Here is a 14,849-nt window from a genome sequence, read left to right as displayed (position 1 = left end):
GATTAGCAAAAGGCGCTCCTGCTAATCGCACATTATGATAAGTTCAATTTTTCTTATAAAATAAGGAACGCCGAAAACCTTGTTTTTACAGGGCTTTCGGCGGGGTTGTTGGCGTTCCTGAGCGGATTCGAACCGCTGGCCTTCCGCTTAGGAGGCGGACGCTCTATCCTGCTGAGCTACAGAAACATTTCATAATCTATATTTAATTCAAGTTATTGTCCTTTACTAATTAGCAGCATTGTATCATATTTCCCCCAATAGGCATATGGAAATACATATACTACTACTTTGCAATTCTGTTATGAATTTATCCACAATATAAAATAAGTGTCAAAACACAATTTATAATATAACATAAATTTAAAAAATACTCAACTTATTTTCCAAATATTTTTATATTTTTTCTATCCTTCATCCGGGGTAGTATCGGTCGCATACTTAGAAATTGATATATCCCTGTAACCAGATTGTACCCTTAAACCTCCTGCCGATTTCGGGTTCTCCCATAACCTCATTTACGGGTACGCATACATCAAACTGCATCTCATTTACATCCAGCTTCATCTGATACAAAGGTTCTTTAGTCAGCGTGTTCTCTCTCTTTCTAACTGCAAGTATCTCCCCCATAATAGAGTACAAATCACATTCCACACCGTATGGCATAAAGTATGTATCTACTATCGTAAATATATCTTCATTTATCAGCCTGCGGGATACTTTGGAATATGTATCGATATCATCCAGAGTAAGGGTTTCTATTGCCGTCTGGTCGCCGCTTCTAGCTGCATTAAGCAGAAGCTTTCTGTTATCCGATGCCTCTTTTTCATTTTTCAGCTGATCTTCACTCTTTCTTACCGGAAATAGAATCTTTCCTGAAAGTGCCAGCCCTGAAAAAGTAACTGAGACTGCCAGCTCGGTTGCAATGCCAAGCTGGCGCTCCCTCATATACTCGATTCCATTCTGCAGATGGAAGATAAGGCTGATACCGACTTTCGGATCCTCACATATTCCCACATACTCTTCCTTCTCGATTCTTTTTTCTACAATAACATCAGCGTATGTGGTTACACCGCTCCCCTCAAAATATGGAAAATAATAATCTGCATCGAAATTTTCAAATTCATCCAGTTCACCGCACAAAGTTATCCCCACATTTTGTCCGTATTCCTTCTGAAATTCACAGTAATCTGCCCAATTCTGATAAGATACGATTGTCTGATGTGTAAAAGTAGTTTCTACCTGATTCAACAGTTCTTTTATATCTTTCTTTGTCTTCAGGTTGTTAAATCCAATTGCTTTCAGATATTGATGCATAATATTCTCCAAATTATAGTACTATATTATCTTAATACTATTTTCTAATATATATTCATGAATCCGTTAATTTTTCGGAGTTATCACTGCATTCCCTCCCATATATGGGCGGAGCGCCTCCGGTATTTTTACGGAGCCGTCTGCCTGGAGGTTATTTTCCAGAAATGCAATCAGCATTCTTGGCGGAGCTGCTACCGTATTATTCAGTGTATGTGCAAAGTATTTTGTCTTATCACCCTTTACACGTATTCCCAGCCTTCTTGCCTGTGCATCGCCCAAATTAGAGCAGCTTCCTACTTCAAAATATTTTTTCTGCCGCGGGGACCATGCTTCTACATCCACGGATTTCACTTTTAAGTCAGCAAGGTCTCCTGAGCAGCACTCCAGTGTACGCACCGGCACATCCAGAGATCGGAATAAATCTACCGTATTCTTCCATAGCTTATCATACCATTCCATACTGTCTTCCGGTTTGCATACAACAATCATTTCCTGTTTTTCAAATTGATGTATACGATATACACCGCGCTCTTCAATTCCGTGCGCCCCTTTTTCTTTTCTGAAACATGGGGAGTAACTTGTCAGTGTCTGCGGAAGCTCTGCTTCCTGCAGCTGTGTGTCGATGAATTTTCCGATCATGGAGTGCTCGCTTGTCCCAATCAGATAGAGGTCTTCGCCCTCGATCTTGTACATCATGGCATCCATCTCTGCAAAGCTCATAACGCCTGTCACGACATTGCTGCGAATCATAAAAGGAGGCACACAGTAGGTGAATCCCCTGTCGATCATAAAGTCTCTTGCATAGGAAATCACGGAAGAATGAAGACGTGCTATGTCTCCCATCAGATAATAAAATCCATTCCCGGCAACACGCCTTGCGCTGTCCAGGTCTATGCCGTTAAAACGTTCCATAATTTCTGTATGGTAAGGTATTTCGAAGTCCGGCACAAATGGCTCTCCGTATCTCTCAACCTCTACATTCTCACTGTCGTCTTTTCCAATTGGTACGGATGGATCAATTATGTTTGGAATAATCATCATGATCTTCCTGATATTTTCTTCTACTTCTTTTTCTTCTGCAGAGAGTGCTTCCATTCTGTCTGCATTTTCTGCTACTTTCTGTTTAAGGACTGCTGCTTCCTCTTTCTTTCCCTGTGCCATCAGAGCACCGATCTCTTTTGAAATTTTATTCTTTTCGGCTCTTAATGCCTCCACTTCCTGCTTAATATCCCGGTTTTTTTGATCCAGTTCTAAAACTTCATCAACCAAAGGCAATTTTTCATCCTGGAATTTATTCTTAATATTTTGTTTTACAGCTTCAGGGTTACTTCTCACAAATTTAATATCTAACATGGTATCTTCTCCTCTTTTCCTCTCTATCTTTTATTCAAATCATATGCTTCCTGGAATATAGCTCTTTCCAGTGACTCTGATTCTTCCTCTGCCAGCTCAATATAGCTCTGCCCTTTTACAACTTCTTTAATATAAGTATAACAGCCTTCCCTGCTGTGCATTGCATTTAATATCCATCCATTATCATTTTCATCCAGCATAGTCAGCGCAAAACTTAGATTCCCCCCCATTTCATGGAAAGCATCGTATTTTACAATGCCAATTTTCTGATAATGTAGCTTCATTTTTTTATAAATATCCTGTATATCTATTTGATTTTTTTTAGCGATTTCTGCAATTTCATCAAGCTCCGAAAATCTTGTAAGCATACTCTCTTCTAGATTCTTTCCATCTTTTCCCTTCATAAACGAAGAATAACTGGTTTTTAGCCTATTGTACTTCATATTTACACTTATTAACATTACAAATAACAGAACCTGGATTAAAAACAAAAGTATAATCAAATACACAGGATCTAGTCCAATATTACTTAAAATAGTATTTTCCATACCCACTTCCTCCTTATTAAATTATGTATCCCCTTTTACCGCCAAATTTACCAATCTATTGCCATCACTGTTTATTATGCTGACATTTCCCCATATTATGATAAGCGGCACAATAGTGTGTATTTTAATTTATTACAACTTATTCGTTTCTTATAGACATAATTAAATCGAATATACGTTCGAGTTCATCTTCTGAATAATACTCGATCTCAATCTTTCCTTTTCCATTTGCTTTTGGACTCACATTTACCTTTGTACCAATAATATTTTTCATCTTTTCTTCCAGATTATCATAGATAAATGTGTGTTCAACCTTTTCAATTTTTTGCTCTTTTTTTGGATTTTTTAAGGCCTTAACCAGTTTTTCGGTCTCCCGGACACTTAATTTCTCGTCGAATATCTTATTTGCAAGCATATACTGCTGTTCTTCATCGTCTATAGCAAGCAGAGCCCTGGCATGTCCTGTAGTAATCATGTCATCTACAATCATTCTCTGTACTTTTTCACTTAGTTTTAAAAGACGCATAGAGTTTGTTACCGCTGTTCGGCTCTTTGATACCCTTTCTGCAACTTCATCCTGTTTCAGGCTGAATTCTTCCAGCAGACGTTTATAGGCCATGGCCTCCTCAATAGGATTCAGGTTTTCTCTCTGAATATTCTCAATCAAAGATATTTCAACGATTTCCTGGTCAGTATAATTTTTTATAATCACAGGTATTTCCTTTAAGCCCGCAAGTTTTGCTGCCCGCCATCTTCTCTCACCTGCAATAATTTCATAATAATCCTTTTTTTTCTGTACAACCAAAGGCTGTAAAATGCCGAATTGCTTTATAGAGTCCGCAAGTTCAAGAAGAGCATCTTCATCAAAATCTTTTCGAGGCTGCTCCCTGTTTGGTTCTACTTGATTGATTTTCACCAACATTTCGCCAGATTCATTTACTACTCCCTGCTTTTCTGGCTGTGTTACGTTTTCTTGCTTTACAGGCTTTTTTACGGTCTTATCACTTCTATCGGGAATCAGACTGTCCAAACCTTTTCCGAGTCCATTTCTTTTTACTGCCATTCTTATTCCTCTCCTTTATTAATCACTTCTTCTGCTAACATCATATAACTCTCTGCTCCTGCAGACTTTGGATCATATAAATTAATAGGCATCCCGTAGCTGGGTGCTTCTGCCAAACGGATATTCCTCGGTATTATAGTCTTGTATATATTCTGATCTAAGTTATCTTTCACATTCTCGACTACCTGTAAAGAAAGATTAGTTCTGGCATCATACATAGTAAATACAACACCTTCTATTTCCAGTGATGGATTCAGCCTTTCCTGTACCAGTTCAATCGTATGTACCAATTGGCTCAACCCTTCCAGTGCATAATATTCACACTGAATAGGTACAAGTACAGAATCAGCCGTTGTCATAGCATTAATTGTAAGCATGCTCAATGCAGGCGGACAATCAATAATCACAAAATCATAATCATCCTTAACTTTTTCAATTTCATTTTTAATAATATATTCCTTGTTATCAACACCAATCAATTCAATTTCCGCTGCTGACAAGTCTATATTAGATGGAAGAACATCAAGATTATCAAAAACTTCTCTGCAAATACATTCCTCAATTCCGGCGCCACCGATAATCAAATCATATACAGTGTTTTCAACTTCATTTTTATTCACACTAAGCCCACTCGTCATATTCCCTTGAGGATCCATATCCAGAGCCAGAACCTTTTGTCCCAGTCCAGCAAGTGAAGATGATAGATTAATAGCCGTTGTAGTCTTACCCACACCACCCTTTTGGTTTGCAATTGCTATAATTCTTCCCATATTTGTACTCCTTTCATTGAACACTTCACTATTATATCACTTTTTTCTCTGCATATCTATATAATGTTTCACGTGAAACATAGAATTTTTAATAAAAATAAAAATTCTATGTTATCAATGTTAATAAAACAAAAAAAACTGTACCAAATATTTTCCATAACTTATATATTTATAAAAACCTGTCACATAGATAAAAATAATTTACAATTAAAGGGCATTCTATGTTTTTTTCCTAACAGACGTCACTGAAGTAAAATAACAAAATAAAGTTATATTCAAAGAGTCATACCACAATTCATACCTTTTAAGTAAATCTGTGGTATAACAAAAAAACAAGGTATATCATTCCACAAAATTATATCTTAAGTTATGACTCAAAAAGGGTTCTATAAATCAGCTGCAAAACAAGGTATAACCAAGGGGTATCCTGTAGCTTCCATTCCTATGTACGCATTTACAGCCAAGTCCCAATATAAAGTACAACTTAAAGGAATCCCCTAATTCATGTCCTATAAACGAATCCCCATCAAAGCTGTAGTTTAAAACAAAATAGTAGATAACAGCATAAATGTTTCACGTGAAACATCGAACCAGTATAAATGCACAAATTCATAATTTACATTTAAATTGTGTAAACTAATTATCTATTTCAATAAAGTAATAAACATTATCTAATACCCTCACAATTTTTTTATTCTTACAATCCATTTAAAAACTACTCCCCCCTTCATTTCTAAACATTTTTTTCTGAACTGTCTTATATCCATACTATCTAACCTATCACCATCCGACTCCCCCGTAAAACTCACACAACTAAATTTATCTACCGATTTGATGAACCAGCCAGAATGGAACGGTGCGCCAGCTGCATCGCTGGGAACTTACGTGTCCATTTCTGGAAGCATAGAGTGCGCCATAGACTTACTTGATGAAAAGTACATCGGATTGGAAGGATAAAATCTGCTCACCAAAGCAGATTTTAAGGCGGCCTGAGCCGCGCAATTCATCAAAATTGCGTGGTGAATGCCGCCGGTGCCTTCCAATCCGATGTACTTTTCATCTAGTAAGTCTTGGCAAACGGACCGCTCCAGAAATGGACACGTAAGTTCCCAGCGATGCAGCTGGCGCACCGTTCCATTCTGGCGTCCTCCAATATAATTCCATAAATTTAGCCAAATAAATTTACATGCCCCCTCCAGTGTAGTATAATGATAAGTAGAAATTCAGAAAGAGGTGAAACATGGTGAGTTGGAAGAAAAAACTCACAACATGCGCTCTTCTTGGAGGCACCGCTGCCGGGATGATGCATGTTGTCAATAGACTGGTTTATTACATTTCCACAATAGATAACTTATTATACCATAAAGATGAAAAATATTATGATTGGAGATTCGGCCGTATATTCTACACTAAACAAGGAAGCGGTTCTCCAATTTTATTAATTCATGACCTGAACGTTATTAGTTCATCCTATGAATGGAATAAAATTATAGAAACTTTATCTCAGACTAACACAGTCTACACCATTGATCTGCTGGGATGCGGCCGCTCGGACAAGCCAAATCTTACATATACCAATTATTTATACGTACAATTGGTCACAGACTTTATCAAGCACATTATTTGCAATAAGACAGATGTAATAGCAACCGGTGAATCCGGAACCTTTGTTTTAATGGCATGTGCAAATGACAACACAGTCATAGACAAAGTCATGCTGGTCAATCCGCAAAACCTGGTTACACTGGCAAAGATACCAACAAAACGCACGAAATTACTGCGCCACTTAATAAGCGCACCGATCATAGGAACATTTGCTTACAATATGCTCATTAACAAAAGAACCATTGAAGACAGTTTCCGGTCACAATATTACTACGATCAAAATAAAATCGAAGAAAGAAGTATCATGACCTGTTTCGAGTCTTCGCACAAATCCAATACCCGCTCAAAATATTTATACGCAAGCATGAAATCCCGTTTTACAAATGCAAACGTAATGCACTGCCTCAAAGGCCTTACCAACAGCATATTCATCATAGTAGGAAATGCCAACCCTGAAAACGGGCTCACAGCAAATCAATATCAGAACCAACTGCCATCTATAGAGATTATCGGAATAGACAAAACAAAACACTTGCCGCAGATGGAATCTCCAAAAGAATTCATAGACCAAATCCGCATCCTATTTGATATCGAGGGGGATATCTGAGTTGGGTGAAGGGGGACGTTTCTGAGGAGGGGAATAGGGGCTGGTTGGATACGGAATTGTGGGATAACTGGCGCTATATCAAATAAGACTCTGACATGACGGACACCGCGGACACTCACGAGTATGCCGATGCATACTCGCTGCGGGTCCGCTTTTCACCAGGACTTGTGGTCCTGGTGAAAGTCCGCATGTCAGAGTCTTTTTTGATAAAGCGCCAGTAATCCCACAAAAGACGCATCCAACCAGCCCCTATTCCCCTCCTCAGAAACTTGGTTCATCCAATCAGATGGTATCCGTTTGGTTACGAAAGCAGTCATCTTCCGTCTTACTTATAATCTTAAATTTCAAATTAATTATTCCCTTCTCCTCCCAAAATCTTCATACTTATCCACACTCCCACCGATTTTCGCAGCATGTTTTTCCCGGAGGTAGCGCATAGCCCTTTGTGAGCCGGCAGGGGGAGGATCGAGGATGTGGAAGGGGATTGCGGTGTGGGGAAGGATGGACACACTGGAGGGAGGTATACCGGTGTTTTCTGATGCCTCTAAGTGTGCCGTGTTTCCGTTAGGATAAAATAAAAAAACTGATGGACAAACTTTGCTTTACCAAGCAAAGTTTGAAGCGACTAAGGCCTCAAATCATCAGATTTGAGGCTGCATGTCGATGGTTCCATCAGATTTTTCTATTTTATCCTTACGGAAACTAGGCTAAACGGCCGGTATCAGAAAACACCGGTATACCTCCCTCCAGTGCGTCCATCCTTCCCCACACCGCAATCCCCTTCCACATCCTTGATCCTCCCTCTGCCGGCTCACAAAGGGCGTCCCCCTACCATCCCAAAAACCTCCCCGCTACAAAATCGGCTCTTTTGAGGGCAGACCTGCTTTTCGGGGATATTTTTTCTTGGTCGCCTCTATTTTTTTTATCGTTACGAACGATCTACCTATTTCTGTTCCCGGAAGCTGGAATTTTACTGTTTCTTCTGTTTTTCCTCCCAGCATTTTTACTGCTTTTTGAGATGCCTGCAATTCCTCCTCTATATTACCGGATTTATAGGATATAAATATACCCCCCACCCGTATATATGGTATACAGTACTCACTCAATGTTGATAAGTTTGCCACCGCTCTTGATACACACAAATCAAACTTCTCCCTATAATCCGTCTGTCTTGCGTAGTCTTCTGCTCTGCCATGGAGCGTCTCTATATCTTCCAGTTTCAGTTCCTCTATTACTGTGTTAAGAAACTTTACCCTTTTGTTTAAAGAATCCAATAAAACTACATGCAGATGTGGATAAACTATTTTTAAAGGAAGACCTGGAAAACCTGCTCCGGTTCCTATATCTATCACTGTTTTAATGTTATCTATATCAATAGCTTTTACTATAGAGAGGCTGTCAACAAAATGTTTCTCATTAACTTCGTCATATTCGGTAATCCCTGTCAAATTCATGACTTTGTTCCACTCAGTCAGTAATTCATAATATCTCTGGAACTGCTGTTTTTGTTTTTCACTTAACTCGATATTCAAGTCTAACAGCTGACTTTCAAATTTATTTTCCATACATTTTCTCCCGGTAAATGACTATACTACTTTGTAAACCATCGCTTACTTTCAAATTTATACCTGAGAATGAAATATCTTTATATTATCATTCATTCTCAGATGTTACTGTGCCCCCCTACGGGCGTGCACAGTAACTCTCAGATACTTCTTATCTGCTTTCAAGATAGACTAAAAGCACAGAAATATCTGCAGGTGATACTCCTGATATTCTGGAGGCCTGCCCTATGGATGACGGACGCATTTCAGTTAGTTTCTGTTTTGCTTCGATCCGCAGACTCTTGACTTCATTGTAATCCAGATCATCCGGGATGATTTTGCTTTCCAGCTTTTTGAATTGTTCCACCTGCCTCTGCTGGCGGCGGATATACCCGTCATATTTAATATTAATATTTACCTGTTCAACTACATCAAATGGAAGTTCTTTTCTCTGTCTGTCTATGGAAGCCAATGATTCGTACGACAGCTCCGGGCGGCGGATCAGCTCTGCCAGTGTTGTTCCTGATGTGAGCGGTGTGCTCCCGTAAGACTTCAGAAGACTTTGTACATCATCCGATGTTCCTATATTCGTATGTTCAACCCTTTTGATTTCCTCTTCTATCATTTTTTCTTTTTTCACAAGGCTTTGATACCGCTCCTCGCCTACCAGGCCGACTTCGTAACCAATCTTTGTCAGGCGCAGATCGGCATTGTCCTGCCTCAGCAGCAGACGGTATTCCGCTCTTGATGTCATCATACGATAAGGCTCGCGGCTCTCTTTTGTCACGAGATCATCTATGAGAACCCCTATATATCCCTGTGAACGGTCGATGACGATTCCCTCTTTTCCCTGCAGTTTTCTTGCCGCATTGATTCCGGCTACCAGTCCCTGGGCCGCCGCTTCTTCATAACCTGAACTTCCGTTAAACTGTCCTCCGCTGAAAAGGCCCTCCACATTTTTAAACTCCAGCGTGCTTTTCAGCTGTCTTGCATCAATACAATCATATTCAATTGCATAAGCATTTCTGACAATCTTAACATGTTCCAATCCGGGCACGCTGCGGTACATGGCATATTGAACATCTTCCGGCAGGGAACTGGACATGCCACCGACATACATTTCATTTGTCTCGATCCCCTCGGGTTCTATGAACACCTGATGCCTGTTTTTATCCGCAAATTTTACAACTTTATCCTCAATGGACGGGCAATATCTGGGCCCTGTTCCCTCAATCATACCGGAGTACAACGGCGAACGGTCCAGGTTTGCCCTGATAATTTCATGTGTCTTTTCATTTGTGTAGGTAAGCCAGCAGGACGCCTGTTCAATCTGTACCTTCTCAGGATCCGTGGTAAACGAAAAAGGTACGACTCTCTCATCCCCCTTCTGCTCTTCCATCTTACTGAAATCTACAGAATTTTTATCAATTCTGGCAGGTGTTCCTGTCTTAAATCTATACATCTTAATTCCCAGGTCTTTCAGGCTGTCAGTCAGATGATTTGCGGCCTGCAGCCCGTTTGGCCCTGTATACGTACTTATATCTCCGTAAATACATCTTGCCTTCAGGTAAGTTCCCGTACAAAGTACAACTGCTTTGCAGCGGTATATCGCCCCTGAGTAAGTCTGGACTCCGGTCACTCTGCCTTCTTCCGCCAGAATGTCTGTAACTTCCATCTGGCGTATATCCAGATTCTTCTGACTTTGAATCACCTGGCGCATGGTCCTGCTATAATTAGCCTTATCCGCCTGAGCACGCAGGGAATGAACAGCCGGCCCTTTTGACTTGTTAAGCATCTTGGACTGGATAAATGTCTGGTCAATCACCTTCCCCATCTCACCGCCAAGTGCATCCACTTCCCTTACAAGATGCCCTTTGGAACTGCCTCCTATATTCGGATTGCACGGCATCAGTGCAATACTGTCCACACTTACCGTAAATATAACTGTCTTAAATCCCAGCCTTGCCGCAGCCAGCGCCGCTTCGCATCCCGCATGCCCCGCTCCGACAACTGCGATATCATATTCGTCTTTATTTTCCCATACAGAATTTGCTGAATATTTCATTTACTAAATCTTCTCCTATCGTTTCTCCGGTTATGCTGCCCAGTGATTCATATGCATCCATCAGATCTATAGAGAAAAAGTCCTCCGGCATCTGGTTCTCAATACTCTCTATTACTTTATTCAAACTTTCACAGGCAGCCTGCAGGGCAGCCTTCTGCCTTATGTTCGTTATAAATACCTGGTCATTAAAGGATACTTCTCCCTTCAGGAACATCGTTTTTAGTATTTCTTCAAATTCCTGGATGCCTTGTTCTTCCTTTGCTGAAATGTCAATCATAGGAATGTTTTTTGAATAATTTCCTGCATTTTTTATTTTTTTAAACACTGTTTCTATTGTATTTTGCAGGATTTCCTTCGTTATAACTGTCTCCAGATCCGATTTATTTAATAATATGATGCATCTTTTTCCTGCAGTCAACTGAATAATGTCTTCGTCATTCTTATCCAGTGGTCTTGATGCGTCAGCCACATAGATAATTAAATCCGCATTTTCCACATAATCTCTGGCCTTATCCACACCCATTTTTTCTATGATGTCATCCGTCTCCCTGATTCCGGCTGTGTCTACCATATTCAGGGTCAGCCCGCCCATCTGAATTTGCTCTTCCAGGGCATCCCTGGTAGTTCCCTCAATATCTGTTACAATGGCTCTTTCCCGGCCGGACAGGACGTTCAGAAGGGAGGATTTGCCCGCATTGGGCTTGCCTGCAATAACGGTCTGTATTCCCTCTTTCATGATGCGGCCGCTGTCTGAAGAATCAATCAGTTTTCTGATGTCCACTAAAATATCATCAATGACATATTTTAATTTCTCACCATAACCATCAATATCTATGTGCTCCGGATCATCCAGAGCGGTTTCTATAAACGCCGTTTGGTATATTATTTTATTTCTTATGTCCTCTATTTTATTTTTAACGCTTCCTTTTAATTGACTTATAGAACTTTTCAGAGCATATTCATTTTTAGATGTAATTACATCTATGACAGCCTCTGCCTGAGACAAATCCATCTTGCCGTTTAAAAATGCTCGCTTTGTAAACTCCCCTGGTTCCGCCGGCCTGGCTCCATTCCTAACGACCGTTTCCAATACTCTTTTTACCACATAATTTCCGCCGTGGCAATTGATTTCTACTGTATCCTCACCGGTAAATGTACGAGGGGCACGCATCAGCATGACCAGTACTTCATCTACCGTCTCTTGTTTATCTTTTACATATCCATAGTGGATGGTATGGCTTTCCGCTTCCAAAAGCCTGTCCTTCCCTTTATATATCCTGTCTATGACCTCAAATGCTTCCGGACCGCTGATACGTACAATCCCAATGCCTGAATTCGTCATTCCCGTAGAAATCGCGGCAATCGTATCTTTTTTCATTCTAAGCCTCCCCATGACATTTGAGAGATTTTCCGGCAAATGGATAACCGGAAAGTCCCTCATATTATCCTAAAACTTTTAAAATATAATAACCCCATCCTATAAAATTAAATTTCTAAAAAAGACGTCTCACGACTTCACGAAAGCATCCGTGAAGCGGAAACGTCCTCTTTCGCTTCAATTTCATTTATCTTTTTAAGGTAACAACTACTTTTCTGTACGGCTCTTCCCCTTCACTATGTGTTGTTACATAAGGGTCAGACTGAAGCGCCGCGTGTATGATCCTTCTCTCGTAAGGATTCATCGGCTCCAGAGAAACTGGTCTCTTAGAACGTTTTACCTTATAGGCAATATTCTTTGCAAGATTCTTCAGTGTCTCTTCTCTTCTTGCACGGTAATTCTCTGTATCAAGCTTCACACGCACATAACCGTCCTGATGCTTATTGGCAACCCGGTTAGCAAGATACTGCAGGGCATCCAGTGTCTGTCCGCGCTTTCCAATAAGGAGTCCCATATTCTCCCCCTTCATCTCTACGCCCAGCGCACCATCGGCATCCACATCAGAGATCAGCTCTACGGTCATTCCCATTGCATTTAATGTATCACGCAGGAAGGCTTCAACTGCATTTTTGGTTTCCTCTTTTACTTCTGCAAGCTCTGCTTCATGTCTGATTGCAGGCTGTGCTTCTGTCTTAGCAGTATCTTTTTTTACTTCATTCTTAACTTCACTTTTGAATTCACGCTTAAACTCATTCTTAGCTTCTTGCTTTACTTCTTTTTTATAGTGTTCTTTTTTCTTGAACTCTCTTGCCGGCTCTTTCTTTACCTCAGGTTTCTCTTCTTTTACTTCTGCCTTTGGTTCTTCCACTACAGGCTCCGGTTTTCTTCTTGCCTCGATTACAGCCTGTTTCATACCTATTCCAAGAAATCCGGCGCTTCCTTTTTCAATCACCTCATATTCAAGCCTGTCGCTGGTAACACCTAACTGGATCAATGCTTCTGTAATCGCATCATCTAATGTTTTTGCTGATACTCTGATACTACCGTTCATGCTGTATCCCTACCTTTCTACACCGACTCTCCTACTTACCTTCATCCTTTTTATCTGTTATGCTGTGACCACTGTTATACTTGCTTACCATATTGGCCTTAGAAGCAAGACTGCCCGGCTTCGCACTTTTTGTATACTGTGCTGCATTTTTCAGGCGTTCTTCGCGCTCAGCTTCAGATATCTTTGATTTTTTCTTATCTTCTACATTTCTGGTGCTCGTTGTTGCCATTCTGTTGATTTCTTTTGCAGATGTTCCCTTTTTCTCACGTTTCTTTGCAGCCTTTTTCTGATTCTCCGCAATCAGTTCATCCGTTGACTTTTTGCCAAGATATTTGTTGATTGCCAGCTGCTGTACACATCTTACAACTGCACTGATTGCCCAGTAAAGACCAAGACCTGCGGGAAGTGTGAATCCCATGAATACGGAAAACAGCGGCATTGTGTATGTCATTGTCTTCATGGAGTTTGCCATGGTATTGCCTGGTTCAACCTGTGGCTGCGGCTGCAGTTTTACACTGATAAACTGTGTAAGACCGGCCATAATCGGGATAATAACTGCTAATATAATACCCAAAATCGAAAAATCTTTGATTGCCGCCATTAACATTGTAAAAGGCGCTTCGCCGATGTTAATGCCGATAAAACTGTTCAGATGTCCTACTGTCTGTGTGGTGGATTCTACAATATCCTTCAGAGAAGGAATCTTGTCCACCAGAGTATTCCATGTGCTGTCCTGGAATTTATACAGCGCATTCACAAGTGTATCTGCCTGTGAATAATCGTAAGATTTGGCGCTCATAAGTACAGGTTTTGCTTCCCCGATCTTTTCCATGATCTTCTGGAAACCATCCGTTGCCATGATCTGGTTTACAACCGGCATATAAACATCTTTAACACCCTTAACATAATTCGGTATATTCTGAATAACCGGATACAGAGCAAAGAGAACCGGCATCTGGATCAGCATCGGAAGACATCCGCCTGTAGGTGAAGTACCGTACTTCTCATATATAGTCTGCATCTCTTCCTGCTGCTTAAGCATGGAAGCCTGGTCTTTTTTGTTTGCATACTTTTTCTGAACCTTCTGAATTTCAGGATTCATAACCGAAGACATTTTAGACCATTTCTGCTGTTTGATCGTAAGCGGAATCATCAATGTATATATAACGATTGTAAAAAGGATGATACAGATACCGATATTCTGTATCCCAAATACACCATCTAACACATTGTAGATTCCATTCATCAATTTTCCAAGCAGCCAGGAAATCTGATGAATAATTGGCCAGTCTGCATAACCTGCAGCTAAAGTTCCATACATCTCTTATCCTCCTTAAGGTACCGGATCATATCCGCCTTTTGCAAATGGATTGCAGCGCAGAATTCTCCAGATTGTGAGGGCCCCTCCCTTTACAGCACCGTATTTTTGAATTGCTTCAATGCCGTACTGTGAACAGGTCGGCGTGTATATACAGTGATACTGCGTCTTCAATCCGGACAGATACTTCTGATAAAATCTGATAAGCCATATAAAAATATGCTTCATCTGCG

At 40.4% G+C, this 14,849-nt stretch carries 12 protein-coding genes and 1 tRNA gene; 1 reads left to right on the top strand and 12 read right to left on the bottom strand.

The annotated features are described in order from the left end of the window. Positions 1 to 109 precede the first annotated feature (109 nt). From ARB69_RS09945 to ARB69_RS09920, 6 genes are all read right to left on the bottom strand, one after another. Positions 110 to 186, bottom strand: a tRNA-Arg gene (locus ARB69_RS09945). A gap of 252 nt (positions 187 to 438) precedes the next feature. Further along, the gene (locus ARB69_RS09940; RefSeq protein WP_055152852.1) at positions 439 to 1,314 is read right to left on the bottom strand and encodes a DUF3881 family protein; all 876 of its coding nucleotides are present in this window, start codon (positions 1,312 to 1,314) and stop codon (positions 439 to 441) included. 66 nt (positions 1,315 to 1,380) lie between these two features. Next, the gene (gene serS, locus ARB69_RS09935) at positions 1,381 to 2,667 is read right to left on the bottom strand and encodes a serine--tRNA ligase (RefSeq protein ID WP_055152850.1); all 1,287 of its coding nucleotides are present in this window, start codon (positions 2,665 to 2,667) and stop codon (positions 1,381 to 1,383) included. A 23-nt stretch (positions 2,668 to 2,690) separates the two neighbouring features. Next, positions 2,691 to 3,215 carry a DUF4446 family protein gene (locus ARB69_RS09930; RefSeq protein WP_055152848.1) on the bottom strand — a complete coding sequence of 175 codons (525 nt, stop codon included), beginning with the start codon at positions 3,213 to 3,215 and terminating at the stop codon, positions 2,691 to 2,693. Between the two features lie 139 nt (positions 3,216 to 3,354). Further along, positions 3,355 to 4,278, bottom strand: a complete 924-nt coding sequence (locus ARB69_RS09925; protein ID WP_055152846.1) for a ParB/RepB/Spo0J family partition protein — start codon at positions 4,276 to 4,278, stop codon at positions 3,355 to 3,357. Between the two features lie 2 nt (positions 4,279 to 4,280). Beyond that, positions 4,281 to 5,048, bottom strand: coding sequence for a ParA family protein (locus ARB69_RS09920; protein ID WP_050639207.1), 768 nt, complete (start codon positions 5,046 to 5,048; stop codon positions 4,281 to 4,283). 1,243 nt (positions 5,049 to 6,291) lie between these two features. Between ARB69_RS09920 and ARB69_RS09915 the strand changes: the two genes are divergently transcribed. Further along, a complete protein-coding gene (locus ARB69_RS09915; protein ID WP_055152926.1) occupies positions 6,292 to 7,260 on the top strand; it encodes an alpha/beta fold hydrolase in 969 nt (322 codons plus the stop codon). Positions 7,261 to 8,111: 851 nt separating this feature from the next. Here ARB69_RS09915 and rsmG read toward each other — a convergent pair. From rsmG to yidD, 6 genes are all read right to left on the bottom strand, one after another. Further along, positions 8,112 to 8,825 (bottom strand): 16S rRNA (guanine(527)-N(7))-methyltransferase RsmG, encoded by a 714-nt coding sequence (gene rsmG / locus ARB69_RS09910; protein ID WP_055152844.1) that lies wholly within the window; start codon positions 8,823 to 8,825, stop codon positions 8,112 to 8,114. Between the two features lie 151 nt (positions 8,826 to 8,976). Beyond that, entirely contained in the window at positions 8,977 to 10,869 is a 1,893-nt protein-coding gene (mnmG, locus tag ARB69_RS09905) for a tRNA uridine-5-carboxymethylaminomethyl(34) synthesis enzyme MnmG (protein WP_055152842.1), read from the bottom strand. Next, complete coding sequence (gene mnmE / locus ARB69_RS09900) at positions 10,835 to 12,247, bottom strand: tRNA uridine-5-carboxymethylaminomethyl(34) synthesis GTPase MnmE (RefSeq protein ID WP_055152841.1); 1,413 nt, start codon at positions 12,245 to 12,247, stop codon at positions 10,835 to 10,837. Before mnmE ends, mnmG begins: the two co-directional genes overlap by 35 nt. A gap of 187 nt (positions 12,248 to 12,434) precedes the next feature. Continuing rightward, positions 12,435 to 13,298 carry an RNA-binding cell elongation regulator Jag/EloR gene (gene jag / locus ARB69_RS09895; RefSeq protein ID WP_055152839.1) on the bottom strand — a complete coding sequence of 288 codons (864 nt, stop codon included), beginning with the start codon at positions 13,296 to 13,298 and terminating at the stop codon, positions 12,435 to 12,437. A gap of 31 nt (positions 13,299 to 13,329) precedes the next feature. Beyond that, positions 13,330 to 14,619 (bottom strand): YidC/Oxa1 family membrane protein insertase, encoded by a 1,290-nt coding sequence (locus tag ARB69_RS09890; protein WP_050639213.1) that lies wholly within the window; start codon positions 14,617 to 14,619, stop codon positions 13,330 to 13,332. 12 nt (positions 14,620 to 14,631) lie between these two features. Next, entirely contained in the window at positions 14,632 to 14,844 is a 213-nt protein-coding gene (gene yidD / locus ARB69_RS09885; RefSeq protein WP_050639214.1) for a membrane protein insertion efficiency factor YidD, read from the bottom strand. Between the last annotated feature and the right edge of the window lie 5 nt (positions 14,845 to 14,849).

The organism is Faecalicatena contorta (assembly GCF_001404335.1).
Classification (GTDB): domain Bacteria; phylum Bacillota; class Clostridia; order Lachnospirales; family Lachnospiraceae; genus Faecalicatena; species Faecalicatena contortus_B.
This window is presented reverse-complemented; position numbering and strand designations above follow the sequence as displayed.

What these genes read in the sequence shown, in the direction of transcription:
- ARB69_RS09940 (WP_055152852.1), bottom strand. Translation starts at nt 1,314, where the DNA reads ATGCATCAATATCTGAAAGCAATTGGATTTAACAACCTGAAGACAAAG.
- serS (WP_055152850.1), bottom strand. Translation starts at nt 2,667, where the DNA reads ATGTTAGATATTAAATTTGTGAGAAGTAACCCTGAAGCTGTAAAACAA.
- ARB69_RS09930 (WP_055152848.1), bottom strand. Translation starts at nt 3,215, where the DNA reads ATGGAAAATACTATTTTAAGTAATATTGGACTAGATCCTGTGTATTTG.
- ARB69_RS09925 (WP_055152846.1), bottom strand. Translation starts at nt 4,278, where the DNA reads ATGGCAGTAAAAAGAAATGGACTCGGAAAAGGTTTGGACAGTCTGATT.
- ARB69_RS09920 (WP_050639207.1), bottom strand. Translation starts at nt 5,048, where the DNA reads ATGGGAAGAATTATAGCAATTGCAAACCAAAAGGGTGGTGTGGGTAAG.
- rsmG (WP_055152844.1), bottom strand. Translation starts at nt 8,825, where the DNA reads ATGGAAAATAAATTTGAAAGTCAGCTGTTAGACTTGAATATCGAGTTA.
- mnmG (WP_055152842.1), bottom strand. Translation starts at nt 10,869, where the DNA reads ATGAAATATTCAGCAAATTCTGTATGGGAAAATAAAGACGAATATGAT.
- mnmE (WP_055152841.1), bottom strand. Translation starts at nt 12,247, where the DNA reads ATGAAAAAAGATACGATTGCCGCGATTTCTACGGGAATGACGAATTCA.
- jag (WP_055152839.1), bottom strand. Translation starts at nt 13,298, where the DNA reads ATGAACGGTAGTATCAGAGTATCAGCAAAAACATTAGATGATGCGATT.
- ARB69_RS09890 (WP_050639213.1), bottom strand. Translation starts at nt 14,619, where the DNA reads ATGTATGGAACTTTAGCTGCAGGTTATGCAGACTGGCCAATTATTCAT.
- yidD (WP_050639214.1), bottom strand. Translation starts at nt 14,844, where the DNA reads ATGAAGCATATTTTTATATGGCTTATCAGATTTTATCAGAAGTATCTG.